The sequence below is a fragment of the Mesorhizobium sp. B2-3-6 genome (assembly GCF_006442305.1).
Lineage (GTDB): Bacteria > Pseudomonadota > Alphaproteobacteria > Rhizobiales > Rhizobiaceae > Mesorhizobium.
The window spans coordinates 1,039,240-1,063,353 of the sequence record NZ_VFVW01000001.1; the positions used below are offsets into that span (position 1 = coordinate 1,039,240).

Annotated in this window: 23 protein-coding genes; 18 read left to right on the forward strand and 5 right to left on the reverse strand. The window is 63.6% G+C overall.

The annotated features are described in order from the left end of the window. Window positions 1-2 precede the first annotated feature (2 nt). Together ilvD and FJ953_RS04980 are read left to right on the forward strand one after the other, a co-directional pair. Window positions 3-1,727, forward strand: coding sequence for a dihydroxy-acid dehydratase (gene ilvD, locus FJ953_RS04975; protein ID WP_140623377.1), 1,725 nt, complete (start codon window positions 3-5; stop codon window positions 1,725-1,727). Further along, the gene (locus FJ953_RS04980) at window positions 1,714-2,562 is read left to right on the forward strand and encodes a tetratricopeptide repeat protein (RefSeq protein WP_140495755.1); all 849 of its coding nucleotides are present in this window, start codon (window positions 1,714-1,716) and stop codon (window positions 2,560-2,562) included. The genes ilvD and FJ953_RS04980 overlap by 14 nt, the downstream gene beginning before the upstream one ends. A 36-nt stretch (window positions 2,563-2,598) precedes the next feature. On the opposite strand, the gene FJ953_RS04985 is transcribed toward FJ953_RS04980, so the two are convergent. The 4 genes from FJ953_RS04985 to erpA form a co-directional block, all read right to left on the reverse strand. Then, window positions 2,599-2,916: a hypothetical protein gene (locus FJ953_RS04985; protein WP_140579767.1), complete on the reverse strand. Its 318-nt coding sequence runs from the start codon at window positions 2,914-2,916 to the stop codon at window positions 2,599-2,601. Between the two features lie 64 nt (window positions 2,917-2,980). Beyond that, window positions 2,981-3,775, reverse strand: a complete 795-nt coding sequence (xth, locus tag FJ953_RS04990; protein WP_140495757.1) for an exodeoxyribonuclease III — start codon at window positions 3,773-3,775, stop codon at window positions 2,981-2,983. 7 nt (window positions 3,776-3,782) lie between these two features. Beyond that, a complete protein-coding gene (locus FJ953_RS04995; RefSeq protein ID WP_140495758.1) occupies window positions 3,783-4,175 on the reverse strand; it encodes a VOC family protein in 393 nt (130 codons plus the stop codon). Window positions 4,176-4,182: 7 nt separating this feature from the next. Continuing rightward, entirely contained in the window at window positions 4,183-4,530 is a 348-nt protein-coding gene (gene erpA, locus FJ953_RS05000; RefSeq protein ID WP_140495759.1) for an iron-sulfur cluster insertion protein ErpA, read from the reverse strand. Between the two features lie 113 nt (window positions 4,531-4,643). Here erpA and FJ953_RS05005 point away from each other — a divergent pair, with 113 nt between their 5' ends. The 14 genes from FJ953_RS05005 (at window position 4,644) to FJ953_RS05070 (ending at window position 21,357) form a co-directional block, all read left to right on the forward strand. Beyond that, a complete protein-coding gene (locus FJ953_RS05005) occupies window positions 4,644-5,858 on the forward strand; it encodes a deoxyguanosinetriphosphate triphosphohydrolase (protein WP_140495760.1) in 1,215 nt (404 codons plus the stop codon). A gap of 62 nt (window positions 5,859-5,920) precedes the next feature. Next, a complete protein-coding gene (argS, locus tag FJ953_RS05010) occupies window positions 5,921-7,678 on the forward strand; it encodes an arginine--tRNA ligase (RefSeq protein WP_140495761.1) in 1,758 nt (585 codons plus the stop codon). A 103-nt stretch (window positions 7,679-7,781) separates the two neighbouring features. Further along, on the forward strand, window positions 7,782-11,150 hold the full coding sequence (locus FJ953_RS05015; protein ID WP_140623379.1) for an SPOR domain-containing protein: 3,369 nt from the start codon (window positions 7,782-7,784) through the stop codon (window positions 11,148-11,150). Between the two features lie 126 nt (window positions 11,151-11,276). Then, window positions 11,277-12,296 (forward strand): beta-N-acetylhexosaminidase, encoded by a 1,020-nt coding sequence (gene nagZ, locus FJ953_RS05020; RefSeq protein WP_140517130.1) that lies wholly within the window; start codon window positions 11,277-11,279, stop codon window positions 12,294-12,296. A gap of 60 nt (window positions 12,297-12,356) precedes the next feature. Next, window positions 12,357-13,160 carry a ScpA family protein gene (locus FJ953_RS05025; RefSeq protein ID WP_140623496.1) on the forward strand — a complete coding sequence of 268 codons (804 nt, stop codon included), beginning with the start codon at window positions 12,357-12,359 and terminating at the stop codon, window positions 13,158-13,160. Continuing rightward, the gene (gene scpB / locus FJ953_RS05030; protein ID WP_140623381.1) at window positions 13,157-13,936 is read left to right on the forward strand and encodes an SMC-Scp complex subunit ScpB; all 780 of its coding nucleotides are present in this window, start codon (window positions 13,157-13,159) and stop codon (window positions 13,934-13,936) included. The genes FJ953_RS05025 and scpB overlap by 4 nt, the downstream gene beginning before the upstream one ends. A gap of 179 nt (window positions 13,937-14,115) precedes the next feature. Then, entirely contained in the window at window positions 14,116-14,337 is a 222-nt protein-coding gene (locus FJ953_RS05035) for a twin-arginine translocase TatA/TatE family subunit (RefSeq protein WP_015317533.1), read from the forward strand. 85 nt (window positions 14,338-14,422) lie between these two features. Further along, complete coding sequence (gene tatB / locus FJ953_RS05040) at window positions 14,423-15,157, forward strand: Sec-independent protein translocase protein TatB (protein WP_140517126.1); 735 nt, start codon at window positions 14,423-14,425, stop codon at window positions 15,155-15,157. Further along, on the forward strand, window positions 15,154-16,017 hold the full coding sequence (tatC, locus tag FJ953_RS05045; RefSeq protein WP_140495766.1) for a twin-arginine translocase subunit TatC: 864 nt from the start codon (window positions 15,154-15,156) through the stop codon (window positions 16,015-16,017). The genes tatB and tatC overlap by 4 nt, the downstream gene beginning before the upstream one ends. Window positions 16,018-16,393: 376 nt before the next feature. Continuing rightward, on the forward strand, window positions 16,394-17,698 hold the full coding sequence (gene serS / locus FJ953_RS05050; RefSeq protein ID WP_140623383.1) for a serine--tRNA ligase: 1,305 nt from the start codon (window positions 16,394-16,396) through the stop codon (window positions 17,696-17,698). After that, a complete protein-coding gene (gene surE, locus FJ953_RS05055) occupies window positions 17,698-18,456 on the forward strand; it encodes a 5'/3'-nucleotidase SurE (protein WP_140495768.1) in 759 nt (252 codons plus the stop codon). The genes serS and surE overlap by 1 nt, the downstream gene beginning before the upstream one ends. After that, window positions 18,453-19,106, forward strand: coding sequence for a protein-L-isoaspartate(D-aspartate) O-methyltransferase (locus FJ953_RS05060; protein WP_140495769.1), 654 nt, complete (start codon window positions 18,453-18,455; stop codon window positions 19,104-19,106). The genes surE and FJ953_RS05060 overlap by 4 nt, the downstream gene beginning before the upstream one ends. Window positions 19,107-19,283: 177 nt before the next feature. Then, window positions 19,284-20,813, forward strand: coding sequence for a LysM peptidoglycan-binding domain-containing M23 family metallopeptidase (locus FJ953_RS05065; protein WP_140623385.1), 1,530 nt, complete (start codon window positions 19,284-19,286; stop codon window positions 20,811-20,813). Between the two features lie 238 nt (window positions 20,814-21,051). After that, window positions 21,052-21,357, forward strand: coding sequence for a hypothetical protein (locus FJ953_RS05070; RefSeq protein WP_140555283.1), 306 nt, complete (start codon window positions 21,052-21,054; stop codon window positions 21,355-21,357). 77 nt (window positions 21,358-21,434) lie between these two features. On the opposite strand, the gene FJ953_RS05075 is transcribed toward FJ953_RS05070, so the two are convergent. Beyond that, entirely contained in the window at window positions 21,435-22,310 is an 876-nt protein-coding gene (locus tag FJ953_RS05075; RefSeq protein ID WP_140561514.1) for an ATP-binding protein, read from the reverse strand. A 287-nt stretch (window positions 22,311-22,597) separates the two neighbouring features. Between FJ953_RS05075 and yajC the strand changes: the two genes are divergently transcribed. Both yajC and FJ953_RS05085 read left to right on the forward strand, forming a co-directional pair. Beyond that, complete coding sequence (yajC, locus tag FJ953_RS05080) at window positions 22,598-22,936, forward strand: preprotein translocase subunit YajC (protein WP_140495773.1); 339 nt, start codon at window positions 22,598-22,600, stop codon at window positions 22,934-22,936. Window positions 22,937-22,988: 52 nt separating this feature from the next. After that, window positions 22,989-24,059 (forward strand): hypothetical protein, encoded by a 1,071-nt coding sequence (locus tag FJ953_RS05085; protein ID WP_140623387.1) that lies wholly within the window; start codon window positions 22,989-22,991, stop codon window positions 24,057-24,059. The last annotated feature ends 55 nt before the right edge of the window (window positions 24,060-24,114 follow it).

Genomic DNA, 24,114 nt, shown 5'->3' on the forward strand with positions numbered 1-24,114 from the left:
GTATGGACGCCAAAGTCATCTCCAAGGCTAAGCTCCCCAGCCGCTATGTGACCGTCGGTCCGGCGCGTGCGCCGCATCGCTCCTATCTCTATGCCATGGGCCTGTCGGCGGCCGAGATCGCACAGCCGCTGGTCGGCGTCGCCTCCTGCTGGAACGAAGCGGCGCCCTGCAACATTTCGCTGATGCGCCAGGCGCAAGTGGTCAAGAAGGGCGTCGCGGCCACCAACGGCACGCCGCGCGAATTCTGCACCATCACCGTCACCGACGGCATCGCCATGGGCCACCAGGGCATGAAGTCGTCGCTGGTGTCGCGCGAGGTCATCGCCGATTCGGTCGAGCTCACCATGCGCGGGCATTGCTACGACGCGCTGGTCGGGCTCGCCGGCTGCGACAAGTCGCTGCCCGGCATGATGATGGCCATGGTGCGGCTCAACGTGCCGTCGATCTTCATCTATGGCGGCTCGATCCTGCCCGGCAGCTACCGCGGCCGCCAGATCACCGTGCAGGATGTGTTCGAAGCGGTCGGCCAGCACTCGGTCGGCACGATCGGCGATGCCGAGCTGCTTGAAATCGAGCAGGCCGCCTGTCCGTCGGCCGGCTCCTGCGGCGCCCAGTTCACCGCCAACACCATGGCGACCGTGGCCGAGGCGATCGGCCTGGCGCTGCCCTATTCCTGCGGCGCGCCGGCGCCTTATGAAATGCGCGACCGTTTCAACTTCGCCTCCGGCGAAAAGATCATGGAACTGATCGCCAGGAACATCCGGCCGCGCGACATCGTCACGCTGAAAGCGCTGGAGAACGCGGCGACGGTGGTTTCGGCCACCGGCGGCTCGACCAATGCGGCGCTGCATTTGCCGGCCATAGCGCATGAGGCCGGCATCAAGTTCGACCTGTTCGATGTCGCCCGGATTTTCGAGAAGACGCCATACATCGCGGACCTCAAGCCCGGCGGCAAATATGTCGCCAAGGACATGTTCGAGGCCGGCGGCATCCCGCTGTTGATGAAGACGCTGCTCGACCACGGCTACCTGCATGGCGATTGCCTGACGGTCACCGGCCGCACTTTGGCCGAAAATATGGAGCATGTTGCCTGGAATGAACACCAGGATGTGGTCCGCCCGGCCGACAGACCTATTACCCAAACCGGCGGTGTCGTGGGCTTGAAGGGAAACCTTGCCCCCGAAGGCGCGATCGTGAAGGTCGCGGGCATGACGGAGTTGAAATTCTCCGGCCCGGCGCGCTGCTTCGATTCGGAAGAGGAATGTTTCGAAGCGGTGACGCATCGCAACTACCGGGAAGGCGAAGTTCTCGTCATCCGTTACGAAGGGCCGCGCGGCGGACCTGGCATGCGCGAGATGCTGTCGACGACGGCGGCACTCTACGGCCAGGGCATGGGTGGCAAGGTGGCGCTGATCACAGACGGCCGTTTCTCGGGCGCGACGCGCGGCTTCTGCATCGGCCATGTCGGGCCGGAGGCAGCCGTTGGCGGTCCGATCGGGCTGCTCAGGGATGGCGATGTGATCTCTATAGACGCCGTGAACGGCACGATCGATGTGGCGTTGTCCGATAGGGAACTGGCTGCGAGGGCAAAGAGTTGGAAGGCGCGCACGACCGACTATCAGTCCGGCGCGATATGGAAATACGCACAGACGGTAGGGTCCGCCCGCGACGGCGCGGTCACCCATCCGGGCGGTGCCAAAGAAACACACTGCTATGCGGACATCTGAGTTGTTGAAGTCAACACCAGAGTTGTTGAGGTCGTCTGTCCTTCCGGCACTGGTCGCGTTAGCGATCTTTGGCGCCGTCGGCCAGGCCATGGCCTTCGACGACAAGGTGTTCGACGACAAGACCGGCGTGAAGCCGCAGTCGAGCCCCTGGGCGGTGTTCCAGTTCGGCTTCTCCGCCTACAAGAACGGCCACAAGGAACAGGCCGCGGAGGCCTATAAATACGCGGCCGAGAACGGCCAGATCGGCGCCACCTGGAAGCTTGCCCGCATGTATGCCGAGGGTGACGGCGTGGCGCGCGACGATTACGAGGCGTTCAAGTTCTTTTCGGAGATCGTCGATCAGGACGTCGAGCCCGGCTCACCGGAAGAAAGCTACGTTTCCGACGCGCTGGTGGCGCTGGGCGACTACCTGCGCAAGGGCATTCCCGGCAGCCCGGTGACCGAGAACGAAGTGGCGGCCCAGGAATATTACATGCGCGCCGCCGCCAACTACCGCAACCCGAATGCCCAGTTCGAGATGGGGCAGATGTTCCTGAAGGGCGAGGGCGGCGTGAAGGCCAGCGTCAAGCAGGCCGGGCGCTGGTTCCAGCTCGCCGCCGAAAAAGGCCATGCCGGCGCGCAGGCGACGCTTGGCCATCTGTTGTTCCAGAGCGGCAAGATCGTGCGCGGCCTGGCGATGATGACGGCAGCACTCGAACGTGCGGCGCCCGCCGACCAGCCCTGGATCCGCGGCATGCAGGAGGAGGCCTTTGCCGCCGCCGGCGAAGCCGACCGCCGCACAGCGATCTCGCTCGCTGACGACATCCTGACCAAGGGCAACAGCGCCGATCAGTAAGGATGATCTCCCCACGAGGAGATCGCTAATCAGACATTAATTCTCGGTCGGCTCCGCCGGCACCATGCTGGGAGCCGGCGCCGAGATCGGCGTCATCCGCCGGTGCGGCGCCAGCCTGTCTTGCGGGCAGCTGTCCCCGACTTTCGTCCATGAGGTGTTGTTGAGCACCATCTCGCAGCGGGCGAGGTGGTTCTTGTCGGCGATCGTCAGACAGGCGACCTGGCCGACCGGGTAGGATTTTCCATTGGCAAGACATTCCTCGGCGGCGAAAGCCGCCGCAGGGACGGCGACAGCGAATGCCAGGCCGATCGGACAAAGGACAAGTCGTATGGTCATGGGAACCCCAGCCGCCATGATGATCTCCCATCATGCGCCTGATTGTGGCGATACGAGGTCCAGCGCGGGCCCGGGGTCTCCCTCAGGCCGGCAGCAAATCGAGATCGATGGCCACCGGCACGTGGTCGGACGGTTTTTCCCAGGCGCGCACATGCTTTTCGATCGAGGCCGATGAAAACCGGTTGGCGGCCTCGGGCGACAGCAGCAGGTGGTCGATGCGGATGCCGTTGTTCTTCTGCCAGGCGCCGGCCTGGTAGTCCCAGAAGGTGAAGGTGTCGCCCGCATCGGTGACCGAACGCACCGCTTCGGTGAAGCCGAGATTCTTCAGCCTGCGGAACGCCTGCCGCGTCTGCGGCTGGAAGAGCGCATCATTCAGCCAGTTCTCCGGGAACTTCGCGTCGACAGGTTCGGGAATGACGTTGTAGTCACCGGCCAGCACCAGGGCTTCCTCCAGCCTCAGCCGCTCCTCGGCCCAGCGCTCCAGCCGTGCCATCCAGGACAGCTTGTAGGAGAATTTCCTCTCGTCATCGATCGGATTGCCGTTCGGCAGATAGAGCGAGGCGACACGCAGCGCGCCCTTGTCGGTCGAGAACACACCTTCGATGAAGCGCGCGTGCTCGTCGGCGTCGTCGCCGGGCAGACCTCTGATGACCTCGTCGAAGCGCAATTTCGACAGCAGGGCGACGCCGTTGAAACCCTTCTGGCCGTGGGTTTCCACATTGTAGCCAAGCGCCTCGATCTCGGCGCGCGGGAACTGCTCGTCGACCGTCTTGATCTCCTGCAGGCAGACGATGTCGGGGGCGCTTTCGGTCAGCCAATGGGTGAGATTGCCGATGCGGGCGCGAATGCCGTTGATGTTCCAGGTGACGATCTTCATGGCGGCCTCAATGTTCTTCCGGGGCAAGACGTTCGACCAGGCCGATCGTATTGCCTGCGGGATCCTTTAGAAAGGCCATCCACTCGCTTTCCCCCGCCGGACCGAACTGGCCCTCGGTGTCGCGATGAACAAGCGTTGGAGGCGCGGTGAAGGGAACGCCCGCAGCTTTCGCGCCGGCGTGGAAATCCTCGAGACCTGATATGTCGAGATAGACGGTTCCGGCCGGAATGCCGTCGGTGAACAGCAGCCGCACGCTGCCGGCCATGATGAAGGCGATGCCCGGCGGATCGTAACGCACATGCACGCTCATCCCGAGCACGTCGCACCAGAAGGCCAGAGTCGCGTCGAGGTCTCGCCCGGCCGAGAGCGCGACCTGACGAACCGCGCCAATGGCAGGCATGTTGTTCCTAAATGGAGAAGCTTGTGCCGCAGCCGCAGGAGGCGACCGCATTCGGGTTGCGGATCTGGAACGACTGGCCCATCAGGTCGTCGACGAAATCAATCACCGACCCGCCCATATAGACCAGCGACAGATCATCGATCAGAACCGTGGCGCCGTCCTTCTCGATGGCGACATCGTCGTCGTTGCGCGCGTCGACCAGATCGAACTTGTAGGAAAAGCCGGAGCAGCCGCCGCCTTCGACGGAAACGCGCAACGCCGTCTTGCCGGCCTCGTCCGACACAATCTTGGCGATCCGCCTTGCGGCGGCATCGGTCATCTCGACTTTCATGGCGGTCTTGGCATCCGCGCCCATGGGCGTCACCTTGCTTTCGGTTTCACATGATAGGTATGAAGCGCGAAGGGCCAAGTCAACCGGCCATAGTCTGGCGGCCAAAGTCAGGCGGCCAAAGTCAGGCGGCATCGACCATGACCAACGAGTTGGGCGACATCGGATTTGGCTATAGGCCCCGCGCGGCCTATGCCAGCGATCCGGCGCGCTCGCGCGGGCGCCTGTTCGAAGAGGTCGAAAGCCCGACCCGCACGCCATTCCAGCGCGACCGCGACCGCATCATCCATTCCACCGCGTTCCGCCGGCTGAAACACAAGACGCAGGTCTTCATCGCCCATGAAGGCGATCATTACCGCACCCGGCTGACCCATTCGATCGAGGTGGCGCAGATCGCACGCGCCCTGGCGCGGGCGCTGCGCGGCGACGAGGATCTGGCTGAAGCGGTGGCGCTGGTGCATGATTTCGGCCACACGCCCTTCGGCCACACCGGCGAGGACGCCCTCAACGAGAAGATGGCTGATTGGGGCGGCTTCGACCACAACGCGCAATCGCTGCGCATCGTGACAAGGCTGGAAGCGCGCTATGCCGAGTTTGACGGACTGAACCTGACCTGGGAAACGTTGGAAGGCCTGGTCAAGCACAATGGTCCGCTGACCGATGCCAACGGCAAGGGGCTGAAGGGTCCGGTGCCGCAGGCGATCCGCGACTATTCGGAACTGCACGACCTCGAACTCGACCGGTTCGCCGGCATCGAGGCGCAGTGTGCTGCGATCGCCGACGATATCGCCTACAACACGCACGACATCGACGACGGCCTGAGGGCGGGGCTGCTGACGCTGGACATGCTGAAGGCCGTCTCGCTGCCGGGGACCATCCTGGAGGGGGTGCGCGCGCGCTATCCCAATCTCGACGAGGTGCGCACCGGCCACGAGCTGATGCGGCGCCAGATCACCGCCATGGTCGAGGACGTGATCAGGTCGACCACCGCCAACCTGGAACGCACCGGGCCGCGGAGCGCCGATGCGGTGAGGGCGGCGGGCGAGACGATGGTGACCTTTTCCGCCGAAATGGCCGTCGCCGAGAAAGAGCTGAAGGCCTTTCTCTACAAGCACCTCTACCGGCACAAGGAAGTCATGCGCGTGCGCGCCGATGCGGAGCGGATCGTCAGGGACCTGTTCGACGTCTATTTCGCCGACCCGCGCGCTATGCCGGACGGCTGGCGCGAGGGGCTCGACCGGGCCGAGGATCGCATCAAGGCGCGCAGCGTGGCCGACTTTCTGGCGGGGATGACCGACACCTACGCGCTGAAGGAACACCGGCGTTTGTTTGACGATACGCCGGATTTGAGCTAGGGCGGGCTCGATTTTGCCGGCCAACAAGCCGGATTCCCTGCAAAGCCGCCAGAGTCATACCCATGAACATCTTCGCCGACTTCACCGCGCGAATCATAAAAGCCGTCGAGACGCTTGATCTGAAAGACAATGACGGCGTTTCGCCCGACCTGTCGCGCATCGCCGTCGAGCCGCCGCGCGATGCCAGCCATGGCGACCTCGCGACCAATGCGGCGATGGTGCTGGCCAAGCCCACCGGCCAGAGCCCGCGGGCGCTGGCTGAGCGCCTGGCGCTCGCGCTGCGGGACGACAAGGATATCGCGGCCGCCGAGGTTGCTGGCCCGGGCTTCGTCAATTTGCGGCTCAAGGACGGTTTCTGGCAGGCACATCTCACGACGCTTCTGGGCGAGGGCCGCAATTACGGCCGCTCCAGCATCGGCGGCGGCAGGAAGGCCAATGTCGAATATGTATCGGCCAACCCGACGGGGCCAATGCATGTCGGCCATTGCCGTGGCGCCGTCGTTGGCGATGCGCTTGCCAATCTGATGGCCTTTGCCGGTTACGACGTGACCAAGGAATATGTCATCAACGACGCCGGCTCGCAGATCGACGTTCTCGGCCGCTCGGTGATGCTGCGTTATCGCGAGGCGCTTGGCGACGAGGTCGGCGAGATTCCGGCCGGGCTCTATCCAGGCGACTATCTGGTCCCGGTCGGGCAGGCGCTGGCCAAGGAGTTCGGCCGGTCCTTGCTGCAGATGCCGGACGAAGAGGCGCTCGCCATCGTCAAGGACCGCACCATCGACGCGATGATGGCGATGATCCGCGAGGATCTGGCGCTGCTCAACGTGCATCATGACGTGTTCTTCTCCGAGCGCACGCTGCACGCCGACAATGCCAGGAAGATCCGCTCGGCGATCAACGACCTGACGCTGAAGGGCCATATCTACAAGGGCAAGCTGCCGCCGCCCAAGGGCGAGAGGCCGGACGACTGGGAAGATCGCGAACAGACCCTGTTCCGTTCGACGGCGGTCGGCGACGACATGGACCGGGCGCTGGTCAAGTCGGATGGTTCGTTCACCTATTTCGCCGCCGACGTCGCCTATCTCAAGGACAAGGTCGATCGCGGCTTCGTCGAGCTGATCTACGTGCTCGGCGCCGACCATGGCGGCTACGTCAAGCGGCTGGAAGCGCTGGCGCGGGCGATCGCCGGCGACGAGGTGAAGCTCACGGTTCTTCTGTGCAACCTGGTAAAGCTGTTTCGCGATGGCGAGCCGGTGCGCATGTCCAAGCGGTCCGGCGATTTCGTGACGCTGCGCGAGGTTGTGGAGGAAGTCGGCCGCGACCCCATCCGCTTCATGATGCTCTATCGCAAGAACGATGCGCCGCTCGATTTCGACTTCGCCAAGGTGACCGAGCAGTCCAAGGACAATCCGGTGTTCTATGTGCAGTACGCTTCGGCGCGCTGCCATTCGGTATTCCGGCAGGCGAGCGAGCAGTTGGGAGAGGCCAATTTCGATCGCAACAGCCTGGCGGCTGCCGTGGCGTTGCTGACCGACGAAGGCGAGATCGGCCTGATCAGGAAACTCGCTGAATATCCACGGTTGATCGAGTCGGCGGCACTTGCGCTCGAGCCGCATCGGCTGGCATTCTACCTCTACGATCTGGCCTCAAGCTTCCACGGGCACTGGAACCGCGGCACCGATAATCCGGACTTACGTTTTGTTAAGGTTAACGACCGACAATTGACGCATGCCAGACTAGGGCTGGTGCAGGCTGTTTCGGATGTCTTGACGTCCGGCCTGACGCTGATCGGCGCCGCGGCGCCCACCGAAATGCGTTAGGTTTGACTAAAAAACCTGTCACCTTTTGCCCACATTGCGCTGGTAAGGGCCAACCCTGCGCGACGTCCATGGCGTCCGAATGAGTGCGAGTTCGGGAACAATAATGGCAGACAGAACCCAGCTGAGAATAGCCGACAACAACGACATCGCCAACGATGATCCGTTCGCGGAACTGACCAGGATCATGGGGTTCGACCCGCGCCAGCCGGTCAAGCCACAGGCGCCCGCCCAACCGAAAGCCGCCGCTGATCAGCAGGCGCAGGAGGTCGATTTCGACATCGATCTCGAAAAGGAGTTGATGGGCGACTTCGACTTTGCCGAAGGCAACGCCGCGACGGTCGCCGATGTTGATGAGCCGGCGTTCGACGCCGCCGCTACCGACGGCATGGATGACGAACTCGCCATGGCGTTCGACGACATGCAGCTCGACGATGAGCATGGTGCCGACGACGCTGTTGCCGAGGCCGCGCCAACCGTCGATGCCGCTTTCGATACGGATTTCGACGATGCGGTAGCCAGCTCTCTCGATGGCGTTTCGCCGCTCGATGACGATCTGCCCATGGCGGACGAGCTTGCGGCATCGCTCGATCAGGACTTCCGGCTTGATGACGCGACCGATGCGGCCGAGCCCGCCTTGGCCGCCGAAGTGGCGGAGCCTGTCGCGGAGCCTACCGTCGACCATGAATTCGACGATGGCTTTGCCCTTTCGCTCGAAGACGAACTGATGCTCGATGGTCACGTGGCGGAGCAGCAGCCTGAAGCGGCCGCGGCTCCGGTCGAGCCTCCCGTCGAGGCGGCGCTGAACGCGAACCATGCGGTTTCCGAAGAGGATTTTGGCGATCGCTTTGATGACGCCACGGCTTTCGACGACGGGCTGGCGGATATCGATTTCGATCTGGCTGCCGATCACTCGGTCGCGACCGATGCGCCCGTGGCTGCGGAGACGGATGCGCTTGACGCGCATGACGTGATCGCCGAGACGGCAGATGCGCACGAAATGGAGGACGTGTTCGCCGAGGCGACGGATGCGGAAGGCGAGGCGGCAGACCTGGCCGCCGATGAGCCGCTGGACGATGCTTTCGAGCAGGATTTCAACGACGCGCTTGCCGAAGCGACGGACGAGCCGGCCGCTGAGCCTGTGGCTGCCCCCGTTCATCCGGCCGCCCCGGCTATGGCCGAACCGGTGCATGCCGCCGCCGACGAGCGTAGCCTTGAAGACGAGTTGAACGCGCTGTTGGGCGCCATGAGCGCACGCTCGGCGCCGGTGGCCGAGGAGGAGGTAGCGGTTCAGCAGCCTGTCGCCGCGACCGCGAAACCCGACGAAGAACCGGCGGCCGGTGACCTCGACTGGAACCTGGACGAACCTGCGGCGGCGCAGCAGCATCAGGCGGTCTCGGCCGCTGACGTCGATCTTGACGATCTCATGCTCGATGAGCTTCAGGACCAGGACCTCGGCGCGCATGCCGCTGCCTCTGAAGGCGATGATTTCGAAGCGGAACTCGCCGCAAGCATCGACCTGGCCGAAGGCATCGACCGGGATGAAGACGTCGCCGCGGATCCCGCCGCGCCGGAAACTTTCCGCGACGATCCCCTCGATTGGCTGACGATGCAGTCCACGCCGCCCGAGCCGGCCCGCTCGTGGAGCCGGGTTACGCCGGTCCCACAGCCGCAACAGGCGAGTTTTACCGCCCAGCCGATGGCTTCGGCGGCCCCCATGGCCGCGGCGCCGTCTGCCGCGGTCCCGACCTATCGTGCGGCCGAGCCTGCCGCTTATGCGGCGCCGGCCGCCGCACAGCGCGAGCAGTCCGCGTTCGATGACGAGATGCCTGATGTCGAGACCGTCGATGTGCCGGAGCGCGTCGTGGCGCTTCAGGATGATCTCGACATTCCGGAATTGCACTTCGAAGAGGATGAGCCGGCCGCGCCCGGCTACGACGATCTCGACGCCGAATTCTCCAATCTGCTGACCGAGATGAATACAGTGGATGTCGCTGCGGCTCCCGCAAACACCAGCGCGCCCTATGCCGACGACTCCTACAATCCCGGCTTCAAGTCGGGATACGATGCCTTTGAACAGGGCTATGAGGCTCTCAAGCCGGGCTATGAGACGCTCAAGCCGGGCTATGAGGGGCTCAAGCCGGGCTATCAGCCCGAGGCGCGCACCTACGCGGCACGGCCAGCGGAAATGTCTGCCCGCGCGACAGCGCCGGCGGGTTATGCCGACGCCACCAATGGCTTCGACGTCGACGACTTGCCCGGCAGCCAGCCGGTTTCACAGGCCGACGATTTTGCCGTCGACGAGCTCGACTACGATCCCGAGCTGGACGAGGCGATGTCGGTTCCTGGTCTCGCCGAACGCGAGGCCGGCGGGTCGCCGCGCAGGCGCGGCCTGCTCATCGCCGCCATTGTCGGTGCAGTCGTTGTCACCGGAGGCCTCGGCGCCTTCGCGCTGTCTCCGGGCGGCCAGGGCAGCGGTGACGCCCCGGTCCTGGTCAAGGCGGACAACGCACCGATCAAGGTCAAGCCGGAAAACCCGGGCGGCGCCGTGGTGCCGAACCAGGACAACAAGGTCTATGACGCGGTGGCCAAGGGCGCCAAGCCCGCCGAGCCGGTCCAGCAGAAGCTCGTCACCAATGTCGAGGAACCGGTCGATGTGGCGGCGAAAGATCCGGCTCGCGCCGTCGATCTCTCGCCCGACCAGACCGCAGCCGGCGCGGACGGCGACAGCGGCGATGCTTCAACCGCCGTAGCGGCGCCAGCCGACAACGCCGCGCCCGCAGCCAAGTCCGAGGATCGTATCGCGCAGGTTCTCCAGGATGCCGACAAGGGAACGAATCCCGACGTCGTCGCCGTGGCGCCGCGCAAGGTCAGGACCATGGTGGTCAAATCGGACGGGTCGCTGGTGCCGCGTGAGGATCCGGCGCCTGCCGCACCGAAAGTGGCTGCCGTGGAGCCGGTCGATCCGGCGCCGCAACATGTCGCGCCGTCGGCTCAGGCCGATGCCGACCAGACCGGCACGGTGGCGCCGGACGCCGCGCAGGCGGACGACGAGCCAGCCCTGAAACCGGTGGCCGAGCCCAAGGCGGAAGCCAAGGCCCAGTCGGCCAACACGCCGGCCAAGGTTCCGGTCGCGCCGCAGCGCCCGTCCGACCAGCCGGTCGACGTGGTCGGCGAGGTCAAGCCCGATCAGGTTGCCTCCATCAGTCCCGCGGCGCCCTCGACCGGCGGCGGTTCGTGGTCGATGCAGATCGCCTCGCAGCCGACGGTCGAAAGCGCGCAGTCGACCTATCAGGATCTGCAGCGTCGCTATGGTGGCGTGCTTTCCGGCCGCACCGCCAACATCGTCAAGGCGGAGATCGCCGGCAAGGGGACTTTCTACCGCGTCCGCGTGCCCGCGCAGTCGCGCAACGATGCCATCAATCTGTGCACCAGCTACAAGGCTGCCGGCGGCAACTGCTTCGTGTCGAGGTAGTCATTCACCTCCCGTGTCGGAGGAGAGCAGTTTGAAAACCGGCGCGGCCTCAACGCCGCGCCGGTTTTCATTTTGCACTTTTCGACGTGATTCCCTTTGGCCGCGGAAGATTCTAGACTCGTCGGCATGACCGAATCAAAATCCATGATCCTCGGCTGTGCCGGGAAATCGCTCACCCGCGAAGAAATCAGTTTCTATCGCAATGAATGCCCGTGGGCCTTCATCCTGTTTGCCCGCAACATCAGCGAGACCGAGCAGATCCGCGACCTGGTCGCCGAGATGCGCGACTGCATCGGACGCCCGGACGCGCTGGTGTTCATCGACCAGGAAGGCGGCAGGGTGCAGCGGCTGCGGCCGCCGCTGGCGCCGAACTATCCAGCCGGCGGCGCGCTCGGTGCGCTGTGGCGCGACGACCATGACGCCGGAGCCCGCGCCGCCTGGCTGATGGCGCGGCTGCACGCTTTCGACCTTCTGCGCTACGGCATCACGGCGGATTGCCTGCCGGTGCTCGACGTGCCGATCGAAGGGGCGAGCGACGTCATCGGCGCGCGCGCCTATGGCAAGGAGCCGCGCCCGGTCATCGAGCTCGGCCGCGCCGCGGCGGAAGGCCTGATGTCTGGCGGCGTGCTGCCGGTCATGAAGCATATTCCCGGCCATGGCCGGGCTTTCGCGGACACGCATTTCGAACTGCCTGTCGTCGACGCTTCGATGAGCGAGCTGCAGCGGCACGATTTTGCGCCGTTCAGGGAACTCAACCACCTGCCGATGGCCATGACCGCGCATGTCGTCTACAGCGCGATCGACCCGAAAAACCCGGCAACCACCTCCGGCAAGGTCATCGACGAGATCATTCGCCGCGAGATCGGCTTCGATGGGCTGCTGATGAGCGACGACACCTCGATGAAGGCACTTTCTGGGGATTTCCCGACAAAGGCGGCCTCGATCCTTGCGGCCGGCTGCGATCTGGTCCTTCACTGCAACGGCGTTTTCGAGGAGATGGCGGGCATCGCATCGCGAACCAAAGGGCTTGAGGGCAAGTCGCTTGAGCGCGCAAACCGGGCAATGACCTATATAGAAAAACGCGACGCGGCTGAAGAAACCGAGATACGCGCCGAATTCGCCACCTATTTCGATGCGGTGGCCTGACAGAGGGAAGAACGGGACGTGGCGGAAGCATTGGAAAGCAAGGCCGGGAAGGCCGCACCGATGGACCGCCTGTGGGCCGAAAGCGATGATACCCGGCTGACCGGCGATCCGTCGCTGGTCGTCGACGTCGCAGGATTCGAAGGCCCGCTCGATCTTCTTCTGCATCTTGCCCGCAACCAGAAGGTCGATCTCGCGCGCATCTCCATCCTGGCGCTCGCCGAGCAGTATTTGGCCTTCGTCGAGACGGCGAGGGCGCTAAGACTTGAGCTCGCCGCGGACTATCTGGTGATGGCGGCGTGGCTCGCCTTCCTCAAATCGAAGCTTTTGATTCCGAAGCAGCCGGGCGAGGAAGGCGAAAGCGGCGAGGAACTGGCGGCGGTGCTGCAATTCCGGCTCAAGCGGCTGGAAGCCATGCGCGATGCATCGGCGCGGCTGGTCAACCGGAACCGCCTCGGCCGCGACGTGTTCGCGCGCGGCATGCCGGAAATGGTCATCATCGAGAAGCGCAATGCCTATTCGGCGTCGCTCTACGATCTGCTCACCGCCTATGCCCAGCAGCGCCAGAAGCAGGCAATCACCAATGTCACGATCGCCAGGCGCGGCGTCTGGTCGCTCAAGGACGCCCGCGATATCCTGACAAGGCTGATCGGCTCGCTGCAGGACTGGACGGCGCTCGACAGTTTTCTCGTCCGATATCTGTCCAGCCCGGAAGAGCGGCGCACCGCGATCGCCAGCTCGTTCGCGGCGACACTGGAACTCGTGCGCGAGGGCAAGATGGATGTGCGGCAGGACGAGGTGTTCGCGCCGATCTATCTGCGCGACCACCGCGCACAGGCAATCAAGGCAGTCGAGGTGGCATCATGAGCGAACGCGCCAACGCTTCGGTTGTCCCGTTCAAGATGGACAACGAACCGGAGGAGGGCGAGGTCGACCAGGCTTCGGTTCAGAATCCGACCCAGAATCCGGCGCAGAATCCCGCCGAGCGGCTGCATATGGCGGAGGCGGTGCGCATGGCCGAGGCGATCGTTTTCGCCAGTGCCGAGCCGGTCAGCGAAAAGCAGTTGGCCGCGCGCCTTCCCGATGGCATCAACATCGCCCTCGCGATGGCCGAGCTGCAGCAGATCTATGCGCGGCGCGGCGTCAACCTGGTGCGGGTCGGTGATGCCTGGGCGTTTCGCACCGCCGGCGATCTCGCCTTCCTGATGAGCCGCGACACCGTCCAGCAGCGCAAGCTGTCGCGCGCGGCGCTCGAAGTTCTGGCGATCATTGCCTATCACCAGCCGGTAACGCGCGCCGAGATCGAGGACATCAGAGGCGTCGAAACCTCGAAAGGCACGCTGGATACGCTCTTGGAAACGGAATGGGTGCGCATGCGCGGCCGGCGCAAAACGCCCGGCCGTCCCGTCACCTATGGCACCACCGAAACCTTCCTCGACCATTTCGCGCTCGAGGAAATCCGCGATCTCCCCGGCATGGAGGAGTTGAAGGGTGCCGGCCTGCTTTCGGGCCGCATGCCTTCGAATTTCTCCATTCCGCAGCCGCCGGCGGACCCGGATGTACTGACCGAGGACGAGGATCCGCTGACCGATATCGATCTCGAGGAACTCGGCCTGCTGACGCCGCGCGTCACGGAAGATTGACCGCAAGCCTCTGTTCCTGGAGGCTTTCCCGGGCCAGATGCGCCGATTGGTAGCGGACCGCATTGCCGAAAATGCGTGACATCCGACACCCTTTCATAAACTCTGTCGCGGTTGTGTTTGAATCCCAACGCGAAAACGCATAGATCATCGCCAGGGAAACCATTCGAGAGAGAGTTGCTATGGGTTCATTTTCGATTTGGCACTGGATGATCGTGCTGGTCATCGTGCTTCTGGTGTTCGGCCGCGGCAAGATACCCGAGCTGATGGGCGACATGGCCAAGGGCATCAAGAGCTTCAAGAAGGGCATGGCGGACGACGACGTTGCCGACGACAAGCGTACCGTCGAACATCGCGCCGACGAAACCGTTTCGGCAGCGAAGGAAAAGGCCAGCAAGAGCTGAGCCAAGGGTTGTTGCTTTGTGCGTGTCGTTGTCCCAGAACCGCTTCGCACTTTTGGGCGGCATGCATTAGTCGGAACGGATAGCCATGTTTGAAGTCGGCTGGACCGAAATGCTGGTGATCGCGATCGTCATGATCGTGGTCGTCGGGCCGAAGGATTTGCCCAACATGCTGCGCACCTTCGGCCGCACGACGGCGAAGCTGCGTGCCATGGCGGCCGATTTCCAGAAGCAGTTCAACGAGGCGCTGAAGGAAGCGGAGCTCGACGACGTCAAAAAATCGGTCGACGAGCTAAGGGGGCTCAGCCCGGTTGCCGAGATCAGGAAACAGCTCAATCCGTTCGAGCAGGCGGCCGCCGATGTACGTTCCGGCGTCGACGCGGCGATGAAGCCGAAGCCGGCCGTCGATACGGCAGCGCCCGCCGGCTCGGTGCCGCAGGCGGCCGAACCGTTGAAGAACGGCGCGACCACCATGCCGGGGCCCAATGAACCCGATACCGCGCCGGCCGCGCCGATCTTCCCAGTCATGACCGATGAATCGGTGGTGGCGTCCTCAGCGCCGACAGAGCTGGCGCCAAAGACACCTGCGGCAGGGAAAGCGGCCAAGCCCGCCAAGGCTTCGGCGAACGGCGCGAAAGCTTCCACGCCTGCGAAAGCGGCGACCGCCAAACCCGCGCCAGCACCCAAAGCGCCGGCGAAGCCCGTGGCGGCGTCAAAGGCTGCAAAACCGGCAGCAGCCAAGGCGGCGACGACCAAGGCCGAGGCGAAACCGGCTCCAGCGAAGAAGCCGGTGGCCAAAAAGACGGCGGGAGCCGCCAAGTGAGCGTTTCGGACAAGGAAAAGGACGAGATCGAGAAATCCTCGGCGCCGCTGATGGAGCATCTCATCGAGTTGCGCCGCCGACTGATCTGGTCGCTCGGCGGCTTCTTCGCCGCGTTCCTGGTCTGCTTCTTCTTCGCCAAGAAGCTGTTCAACCTACTTGTCGTGCCATTCAAATGGGCGACGCAATGGGCGGGGCTCGACCCGCACAAGGTCGAGCTGATCTATACCGCGCCGCAGGAATTCTTCTTCACGCAGGTCAAGCTCGCCATGTTCGGCGGCATGGTGATCGCCTTTCCGCTGATCGCCACGCAGATCTACAAGTTCATCGCGCCCGGCCTCTACAAGAACGAACGCAACGCCTTCCTGCCGTTCCTGATCGCGTCGCCAATCCTGTTCCTGATGGGCGCCTCGCTGGTCTATTTCTTCTTCACGCCGATGGTGATGTGGTTTTTCCTCGCCATGCAGCAGTCGGGCACCAACGACCAGGTGCAGATTTCGCTGCTGCCGAAGGTGTCGGAATATCTCAGCCTGATCATGACGCTGATCTTCTCCTTCGGCCTGGTATTCCAACTGCCGGTGGTGACCAGCCTGATGACGCGCGTCGGCATGCTGTCATCCAAGGCGCTGGCCGAGAAGCGCAAATGGGCGATCGTCATCGCCTTCGTCGTCGCGGCGGTGCTGACGCCGCCCGACCCGATGAGCCAGATCGGCCTCGCCATCCCGACCATCCTGCTCTACGAGGTCGCCATCTGGTCGGCGCGGATGATTGAACGCAGCCAGGAGCGCGAGCGCCTGGCGCGGGAGAAGCAGCAATCCGAGGAAGAGGTGGCGGAAAAGCCGGCAGACGCATCCTCCACATAGGGCAGGCGCGTCGCCCCTGCGGGCTGCCGGCCTCGGAATCGGTGCGCGGCCCGGTGCCGATAGGAATTTTTTCTTGACTTGGTGCCCGCCGCTATGGTACATATTCGGTTATGGTGCTGATTTGCGCCAACGACCCGCCGCCGAGGCGGGTTTTTTATTTCTGGACTGTCGCGCTATCCCTCACCACTCGAAAGCGGGCTCGCGGCCCCTGCCGTCAGCAAGCCCGATCTTGCATCGATCAGAGATGCGGTTTACCCCCTCTGGCCTGAAACGCATCGCGAAACCGACGATGCGTTTCAGGCTATATTCTTGGAGCATATCGTAGCGCAAACCGCCGCGCGCTTTGGCGGCAAGCTACCGCAGGAGCTTTCAGACCATGCTTGACATCAAATGGATTCGCGACAACCCGAAGGCCCTTGTCGAGGCGCTGGTCAAGCGCTCGTGGTCGGTCGAGGAAGCGCAGTCCACCGTCGATGACCTGATCGCCAGGGACGAGGCGCGGCGCGAACATGTTACCGAGCTGCAGACCAAGCAGGAACGCCGCAACGCCGCCTCGAAAGAGATTGGCAATGCCATGCGTTCGGGCGATGCCGCCCTTGCCGAAAAACTGAAAGCCGAAGTCGGTGAGATAAAAACCTTCATCCAGAACGGCGAGGCGCGCGAGCGCGAGCTCGACAAGGCGCTGAACGACGCGCTGGCGGTGCTGCCCAATGTGCCGCTCGACGATGTGCCGGTCGGCAAGGACGAGCACGACAACGTGGTCAAGCATATCATCGGCAAGGTGCCGACCCGCCCGAACTGGGTGAAGGAGCATTTCGAGATCGGCGAAGCGCTCGGCATGATGGATTTCGAGCGTGCGGCAAAGCTGTCGGGCTCGCGCTTCACCGTGCTGAAGAGCGGGCTGGCGCGGATGGAACGCGCCATCGGCCAGTTCATGCTCGACCTGCACACGACCGAGCATGGCTATGAGGAAGTCATCCCGCCGCTGATGGTCAAGGACGATGTTCTTTTCGGCACCAACCAGCTGCCGAAATTCGAGGAGGATCTGTTCTTCACCCCGCATGGGGACGGCAGGCTTGGCCTGATCCCCACCGCCGAAGTGCCGCTCACCAACCTCGTGCGCGAGGAGATCACCGCCCATGAGAAACTGCCGCTGCGCTACACCGCGCTGACGCCGTGCTTCCGCTCGGAGGCCGGCTCGGCAGGGCGCGACACGCGCGGCATGCTGCGCCAGCACCAGTTCTACAAGGTCGAGCTGGTGTCGATCACCGATCAGGAGTCCTCGCTCGCCGAGCATGAGCGGATGACCGAGTGTGCCGAGGAAGTGCTGAAGCGGCTCGAATTGCCGTTCCGCACCATGGTGCTGTGCACCGGGGACATGGGTTTTGGCGCGCGAAAAACCTATGACATCGAGGTGTGGCTGCCCGGCCAGAACGCCTATCGCGAAATCTCGTCCTGCTCTGTCTGCGGCGATTTCCAGGCCAGGCGCATGGAAGCCCGCTACAAGGACAAAGACGGCAAGGGCAACCGCTTCGTCCATACGCTGAACGGCTCAGGCACGGCTGTCGGGCGCGCACTTATCGCCGTCATCGAAAACTACCAGAACGAGGATGGCAGCGTAACCATTCCTGAAGTGCTGCGGCCTTATATGGGCGGGCTGGAAAAGATCGAATCGAAATAATGCGTATTCTCCTGACCAATGACGACGGCATTCATGCCGAGGGCCTGGCGTCGCTCGAGCGCGTCGCGCGCACATTGTCCGACGATGTCTGGGTGGTGGCGCCGGAGCAGGACCAGTCCGGCTATGCGCACTCGCTCTCGATCTCGGAGCCGCTGCGGCTGAGGAAAATCGGCGAGAAGCACTTTGCCGTGCGCGGCACGCCGACCGACTGCGTCATCATGGGCGTGAAGAAGATTCTGCCCGGCGCGCCCGACCTGATCCTGTCGGGCATCAATTCCGGCGCCAACATCGCTGACGACGTCACCTATTCGGGAACCGTCGCCGGCGCGATGGAGGGCGCGTTGCTCGGCATACGCTCGATCGCGCTCAGCCAGGGCTACAGCACTATCGGCGAGGACCGCGTCGTTCCCTACGAGACCACCGAGGCGCTGGCGCCGGCGCTGCTCAAGAAACTCGTCGCGACGCCGCTGCCGGACGGCGTGCTGCTCAACGTCAATTTTCCGAACTGCCTGCCTGAAGAGGTCGCCGGCACGGTGGTCACCTCGCAGGGCAAGCTCGTACACAGCCTGTGGGTCGAGGAACGCCGCGATGGGCGCGGGCTGCCGTACTACTGGCTGCGCTTCGGCCGCGAACCCGTCGAGGGCAAGCAGGGCACCGACCTTTTTGCGCTGCGCAATCGCCTGGTGTCGGTGACGCCGTTGCAGCTCGACCTCACAGCGCATGAGATTCGTGACCAGCTGAGCAAGGCCCTTGCATGAACCTGCCGATCGATGACCGAGAAGGATTTGCCGCCTTCCTGCTGCGCCTGCGCGGCAGGGGGACCGTGCCGAAGGCGCTGATCGCGGCCTTCGAGGCGACACCGCGGCGCGGCTTCCTGGCCGCCCAATTCCATTCCATCGCCTGGTCGGACCGCATGCTGCCGATCGAATGCGGCGAAGCGATCGAGGGCGCGGACATGCAGGCGGCGGTGATCGCCGCACTCGCCATCGAAGTCGGGAATCGCGTGCTCGAGATCGGTACCGGCTCCGGTTATACGGCAGCGGTGATGTCGCGCCTGTCAGGCCGGGTTGTCACCATCGACCGCTACAAGACGCTGGTCGAACAGGCGCGGCAGCGCTTCGAGGCGCTCGGCATCGGCAACGTCATCGCGCGCCAGGTGGATGGTTCCTCCGGTTTGGCCGCAGAAGGCCCGTTCGACCGGATCGTCGCCTGGGCCGCCTTCGACAGCCTGCCGCGTTTCCTGCTCGACCAGTTGTCGAGCGGCGGCATCGTGATCGCGCCGATCGGACCGGAGGAGGGCGAGCAGGTGCTGGCCAAGCTCACCAAGGTCGGCAGCCGTTTCGAGCGCGAGGATATCGGCCTCGTGCGCCTGCAGCCGGTATTGCGCAGCCTGGCGGCCGTTATCTAGGGATTGTCCATGTCAGCCGGCCTGCAACGGCGGCTGCGCGTGCCTCTATATGGGCAGTCTGGGCGGCCTCAAATATTTTAAGAAATTTTGCGTCTGATTCTAAGGGGTTAACCGACCAGTAACATTAACGCGCTTTAATCCTGTCCAGTTGGTGCAGAGTTTGTGCGGGTTAGTGCGATGCAACTCAGTGTTTTGAAGGCAAACAATCGCAATTTGGCGCGGGGCTGCGCTGTTCTCATGATCGCGGGTGCCGCGGCTGGGTGCAGCTCGCAAGTGTCGCGGTTCAACGGCGTCGACGACGTCTTCACCTCCTCGACAAACAATCAGCGCGCCATCATCAACAAGCAGGATGCCGTGCAGCAGCCCTATCCGGGGGATGTCGCGGCCGCGCCGCTCGATGGCAGCCACACGCAGTCGGTCAGCCGCTCCAGCCTCGAGCCGGTGTCGACGCGGCCGCTGCCGCCACCGGTCGCCCAGGCGCAGCCCGCTCCCGCGCTGGCACCCGCCGCCAATCCGGTGCGTGTTGCATCGGCGCCCGCTCTGGTGCGCCCGGCACCGCATGTCGACCGGACGGCGACCGGCACGGTTGCTCCCGCGGCCAAGCCCTTCAAGGATGCCCAGCCCGACGCCAAGGCAGCCGGCACGGCGCATGCCACCGAAATCGTCGTCAGGGACGGTGAAACGATCTCCGGGCTGGCGCAGCACTACAAGGTGCCGGCCGACGTGATCATGAAGGTCAACGGGCTGAGCGCGACCAAGGGGCTGAAGACCGGCCAGAAGATCATCATTCCGGCCTACGCCTATTCCAGCAAGGCCGAGCCCAAGATGGCCGATGCCAAGCCCGCTAATGGCAAGCGCGACGTGCCGGCCACCGCGCCGGAAAAGGTTGCCGTGCTGCCGCAGCAGCCGAAGCTCAAGGAGGGCAAGTCAGCCGCGCAGGTCGATGCTTCGGCCGCGGCGAACAAGCCCAAAGACAGCAAGCCCGCGCCGCAAACGGCCGCCGCCGCGCCCAAGGCCGGCGCCGGCGCCTATACGGTGCAGTCGGGCGATACGCTTTCCTCGATCGCCAGGAAGACTGGCGTCGGGGTTGTCGCCATCAAGCAGGCGAACGGCATGCAGGACGGCTTGCTGAAGATCGGCCAGACGCTGAAGGTGCCGGCCGGCGGAACGGCCACGGTGGCCGCCGCAAAGCCGGCGACGGTAGACCCGGTGACGACAGCCACGACGCAGCCGACGGCCAAGACGACGCCGTCGCAAACGCTGGCTTCCTACACGCCGCCGAAGAAAGACGCCAAGGTCATCCAGCAGGCCGAGGATGACGACGCTGTGGCGCCGGACGCCACCGGCATAGGCAAGATGCGCTGGCCGGTGCGCGGCCGCGTCATTTCCGGCTTCGGTTCCGGCAAGGACGGCGTCGACATCGCCGTGCCGGCAGGCACGCCGGTCAAGGCGGCCGAGAATGGCGTCGTCATCTATGCCGGCGACGGCCTCAAGGAATTCGGCAATACGGTGCTGGTGCGGCACGAGAATGGCCTGGTCACCGTCTACGGTCACGCCAGCTCGATCGAGGTCCAGCGCGGCCAGAAGGTCAAGCGCGGCCAGGAGATCGCGCTGTCGGGTATGAGCGGCACGACGGACTCGCCGAAGCTGCACTTCGAAGTGCGCAAGAACTCGGCCCCGGTCGATCCCTCCGGCTATCTCGAATAGTCGGGGCTATTTCGAATAGAATAAAAAAAGCGATTTGCGGGCCGCCTGACCTCCAGTCCGGCCCGCCGGCTCAGCCCGCCCCGCAAGGAGCGGGCTTTTTCAGTTGGTTGCTGGATGCACGTCGTTGTCTCAATGTATGTTGTCGTTCCAAAACCGGGGCCGCAGTCAGAAAAGCGGTTATCTGCATTTTAACTAATGTAGAGGAAAGTCATTCTCGACGCTCTGCAAGGAGAGTGGAATGACTGAATCTGTCGAAGAGGATGAACTTCCGTCCGCCAGCCCAACGCATCGCTGGCAATCGCATGTGCGAGCAACTGCTTTAATTGTTGCGCCGGTCATTTCGATCGCAAGTGCCGCTCTGGCCGGTTATTTCTCCTATGCGGTGATCAATACCAAGCCGCCCACAGACATGTCCCAGCTGGCCATTTCCATCCTGAAATCAGGTGATGCTTCACCAGAAATGCAGGCCTGGGCGACTGACGCACTCGGGATACAAACCGATATTCCGATGGTCCTGGGAAGCATAAAGCCTGTGCGGGAATGAACACGATATAGACAACCCGGCGTCCAGGGTCGGCCACGAAGCTTGTGACCGGCTCCTGCCCACCCGTTGTACCCCGCCTAGTCCTTCAACGGCTTGCCGAGCCGGCCAGCCAGGTCCTGCGTAAACTGCCAGGCGACGCGGCCCGATCGGCTGCCGCGTGTCGTCGCCCATTCCAGCGCCTCGGCCCGCAACTGCCCAGGGTCGATGTCGAGCCCATGATGGCTGGCGTAGCCGTTGACCATTTCGAGATATTCGTCCTGCGAACATTTGTGGAAGCCGAGCCACAAGCCGAAGCGATCGGAGAGCGAAACCTTCTCCTCGACCGCCTCGGACGGATTGATGGCGGTGGAGCGCTCATTGTCGATCATGTCGCGCGGCAGAAGATGGCGGCGGTTCGATGTGGCGTAGAAGATGACATTGGCCGGGCGGCCTTCGACGCCGCCTTCGAGTGCTGCCTTCAACGATTTGTAGGAGGTATCGTCATGGTCGAAGGAGAGGTCGTCGCAAAACAGGATGAAGCGGTAAGGCGCGGCCTTCAGCAGCGTCATCAGCTTCGGCAGCGTATCGATGTCCTCCCGATGGATCTCTATCAGCTTGAGCGGGCGGTCGAGTTTCGGCGAGGCGTTGATTGCGGCATGCACGGCCTTGACCAGCGACGATTTGCCCATGCCGCGCGCGCCCCACAAAAGCACGTTGTTGGCGGCATAGCCGGAGGCGAAGCGTTCTGTGTTGTCGACGAGGATGTCGCGCACACGGTCGACGCCGCGGATCAGGCCGATGTCGACGCGGTTCACCTTGCGCACCGGCTCCAGGTAACCCGGATCCGCCTGCCAGACGAAGCAATCGGCTCCGCCAAGGTCGGTTTCAGGCACAGGCGGCGGGGCGAGGCGGCTGACCGCCTCGATCAGGCGGTCGAGTTTCTGGTTCAATGCGTCGATGCTGGTATCGGTCATCTCAGGTCTTTTGCTCTGGTTCCGCGAGGGAAGGTGTGGCCGGGTTCGATCCCGACGGTTTCGAAACTCGCTGCAACCGTTTGTTACAGCGCGATCTTTTGCGAAAACCCGCTCGCGCTTTTCGCGGTCATGCTCTAACACGGGCGAACAGGCCGGAAAAGCAGCCGATTTGCCCGGCCACGCAGTTGCATTGGCAACTTTACCGACTATATTCCGGCCAAATTTCGCGGGGCTGCCAAATCCACTGAACCGTTTGGCGGCTGTTTTCAAAATTCAGGAGTACCTCGATGTTCGTGACACCGGCATATGCCCAAGGCATTGGGGCTTCTCCCGACATGTTCATCAGCATTTTGCCGTTCGTCCTGATCTTCGTGATCATGTATTTTCTCATCATCCGGCCGCAGCGCACGCAGCTGAAGAAGCGCGGCGAGATGCTGGCGGCCGTGCGCCGCGGCGACACGGTCGTCACCGGCGGCGGCTTCGTCGGCAAGGTGACCAAGGTGATCGACGACCATGAGCTCGAGATCGACCTCGGTGGCGGCACGAAGGTGACGGCGTTGCGCTCGACGATCGCCGACGTGCGCGTCAAGGGCGAGCCGGTAGCGAACCAGAACGCCAAGAAATAACCAAATTCCAGGCGGAGCGATCCGCGGACGGGGCCCTGACAAGCGACGGCATATGTCTCATTTTTGGCGCCTGAAGATGATGCTGACGTGGCTTGCCGTAGCCACGATGACCGTCTTCGACGCGTCCAACCTTTTCGCCGCCAGTCCGCATGCCATGCGGCCCGAGCGGCCTGCCGACAGTCCGGCAGTCGTTCGAGCAGGGCAAGACGGTTCGCATCTCCTGCTCCATCTGGTGGTGGCGGATGTGATCGACGGCCGGCTGAAGATTGCGCGTGGCGATGTCCGGGCGCTTCTGATGGAGGCCAGGATCGGCTACACGGGGCTTGCTGTGTCGGGCAGGACCTTGCAGGTGCGCATCACGAATCCGGCTCAGCTTGAGGCGGCAAAGACAGCGCTCAAGACGGTAACGGATGTTGCCCCGGACAGCCGCGTTCAGGAAATGACGCTGGATTCCGGCAAAGCCGGCTTGCTCAAATTCACGCTGACGGATGCGGGTTTGAAGTATCAGACCTCTAACGCGATTTCTCAGTCGATTAAGGTCATCAAAAATCGTCTCCAAGATCTGCGTGTCGCCGGCACGGTGGCCCAACCAGCGGACCAAGACGGCATACTTGTTCAGACGTCAGACATCGCCGATCGGCAAACGCTGGAAAAAATTCTCACCCGGCCTGGTCGCCTGAGCTTCCATTTGGTTGACCTTTCGATGCCGGTGAACGATGCGATCAGCGGTTCCCCGCCTGTTGGCTCGCTGGTGGTGTATACGCAGGACGATCCGCCGGTTCCTTACCTGGTCGAGAATCGGGTCATCCTCTCGGATAAGGACGTGCTCGACGCCCGCCCAACTTACAGTGGGCAGCAAAATGACGAACCGGTTGTCGTGTTCCGGTTTGGCGCCAAAGGCGCGGCACGGTTCAAACAGGTTACAACGCAAAATGTGGGCAAGCCATTGGCTGTGATCCTGGATGACCACGTGATTTCAGCACCTGTCATTCGCGAGCCCATCGATGGTGGTTACGGTCAAGTCTCGGGCAATTTCACTGTCCGGGAAGCCAACACCATCGCCATGCTGTTGCGAACCGGCCCATTGCCGGCAAGATTGACAATCGCTGAAGAAGCACGATAGGGCCGGCCGTGCTCAGAATGAGAAACGGGCCCGCGAACCGAACCGATGGCGGAAT

Coding starts and splice junctions, on each gene's coding strand:
- FJ953_RS04995 (WP_140495758.1), bottom strand. CDS start 4,175: ATGCCTGCCATTGGCGCGGTTCGTCAGGTCGCGCTCTCGGCCGGGCGA.
- serS (WP_140623383.1), top strand. CDS start 16,394: ATGCTTGACATCAAATGGATTCGCGACAACCCGAAGGCCCTTGTCGAG.
- erpA (WP_140495759.1), bottom strand. CDS start 4,530: ATGGGCGCGGATGCCAAGACCGCCATGAAAGTCGAGATGACCGATGCC.
- FJ953_RS05085 (WP_140623387.1), top strand. CDS start 22,989: ATGTCTCATTTTTGGCGCCTGAAGATGATGCTGACGTGGCTTGCCGTA.
- FJ953_RS05005 (WP_140495760.1), top strand. CDS start 4,644: ATGACCAACGAGTTGGGCGACATCGGATTTGGCTATAGGCCCCGCGCG.
- FJ953_RS05015 (WP_140623379.1), top strand. CDS start 7,782: ATGGCAGACAGAACCCAGCTGAGAATAGCCGACAACAACGACATCGCC.
- FJ953_RS05060 (WP_140495769.1), top strand. CDS start 18,453: ATGAACCTGCCGATCGATGACCGAGAAGGATTTGCCGCCTTCCTGCTG.
- FJ953_RS05070 (WP_140555283.1), top strand. CDS start 21,052: ATGACTGAATCTGTCGAAGAGGATGAACTTCCGTCCGCCAGCCCAACG.
- argS (WP_140495761.1), top strand. CDS start 5,921: ATGAACATCTTCGCCGACTTCACCGCGCGAATCATAAAAGCCGTCGAG.
- FJ953_RS04980 (WP_140495755.1), top strand. CDS start 1,714: ATGCGGACATCTGAGTTGTTGAAGTCAACACCAGAGTTGTTGAGGTCG.
- xth (WP_140495757.1), bottom strand. CDS start 3,775: ATGAAGATCGTCACCTGGAACATCAACGGCATTCGCGCCCGCATCGGC.
- yajC (WP_140495773.1), top strand. CDS start 22,598: ATGTTCGTGACACCGGCATATGCCCAAGGCATTGGGGCTTCTCCCGAC.
- ilvD (WP_140623377.1), top strand. CDS start 3: ATGGACGCCAAAGTCATCTCCAAGGCTAAGCTCCCCAGCCGCTATGTG.
- tatB (WP_140517126.1), top strand. CDS start 14,423: ATGTTTGAAGTCGGCTGGACCGAAATGCTGGTGATCGCGATCGTCATG.
- FJ953_RS05025 (WP_140623496.1), top strand. CDS start 12,357: ATGGACCGCCTGTGGGCCGAAAGCGATGATACCCGGCTGACCGGCGAT.
- nagZ (WP_140517130.1), top strand. CDS start 11,277: ATGACCGAATCAAAATCCATGATCCTCGGCTGTGCCGGGAAATCGCTC.
- FJ953_RS05065 (WP_140623385.1), top strand. CDS start 19,284: ATGCAACTCAGTGTTTTGAAGGCAAACAATCGCAATTTGGCGCGGGGC.
- scpB (WP_140623381.1), top strand. CDS start 13,157: ATGAGCGAACGCGCCAACGCTTCGGTTGTCCCGTTCAAGATGGACAAC.
- FJ953_RS05035 (WP_015317533.1), top strand. CDS start 14,116: ATGGGTTCATTTTCGATTTGGCACTGGATGATCGTGCTGGTCATCGTG.
- FJ953_RS04985 (WP_140579767.1), bottom strand. CDS start 2,916: ATGGCGGCTGGGGTTCCCATGACCATACGACTTGTCCTTTGTCCGATC.
- surE (WP_140495768.1), top strand. CDS start 17,698: ATGCGTATTCTCCTGACCAATGACGACGGCATTCATGCCGAGGGCCTG.
- FJ953_RS05075 (WP_140561514.1), bottom strand. CDS start 22,310: ATGACCGATACCAGCATCGACGCATTGAACCAGAAACTCGACCGCCTG.